Origin of the sequence: Candidatus Glomeribacter gigasporarum BEG34 (assembly GCF_000227585.1) — a bacterium.
GTDB classification, from domain to species: Bacteria; Pseudomonadota; Gammaproteobacteria; order Burkholderiales; family Burkholderiaceae; genus Glomeribacter; species Glomeribacter gigasporarum_B.
This window is the reverse complement of sequence record NZ_CAFB01000024.1, coordinates 1-585: the sequence shown is the minus strand read 5'-3', so window position 1 is coordinate 585 and position 585 is coordinate 1. Positions and strand designations below refer to the sequence as shown.

General features: G+C 56.4%; 1 protein-coding gene. It reads right to left on the bottom strand.

Features of this window, described 5'->3' with window-relative positions; genetic code table 11:
• The coding region (locus CAGGBEG34_RS12045) for an NAD(P)/FAD-dependent oxidoreductase (RefSeq protein WP_042687198.1) at positions 1-460 on the bottom strand (460 nt) is incomplete at its 3' end.
• Between the last annotated feature and the right edge of the window lie 125 nt (positions 461-585).

The following is a 585-nucleotide window of genomic DNA, read 5'->3' as shown; positions in this document are numbered from 1 at the left end:
GCCGGTAGAAAAATCCATCGCAGGTCGCGCAGGCGGATACGCCCTTGCCCATAAAGGCCGTCTCGGACGGTAAACCCAGATATTTCGCTGACGCGCCGGTCGCAATAATCAGCGCATCGCAAGTATAGGCGTTTGCATCGCCGGTCAGCCGGAACGGCCGCTCGTTCAGAGAGGCAGTGTGAATCTGGTCATGAATCATGACCGTATTGAAGCGTTGCGCGTGCTCAAGAAAGCGCTGCATCAATTCCGGCCCTTGTACCCCCGCTGCGTCCGCGGGCCAGTTTTCAACGTCGGTGGTCGTCATCAATTGGCCGCCCAACGCATGGCCGGTAATCAGCGCCGGCGCCAAATTCGCGCGCGCCGCATAGATAGCGGCGGTATACCCCGCCGGGCCTGAGCCGAGGATCAGAACTTTGGCGTGTCTGGCTGTGTTTGGAATGGCAGAGGGATGTTCAGACATGGGTTATTTTGACTTCATACAGGGCCTTGATTGAATCTCATTTGAGAGACATAATAATTCGATTTTCGCTTATTCCTGGCGCCGTGTGGCGGCGGATCAGGCGTTTCCGCTTGAACTCAAAGTAC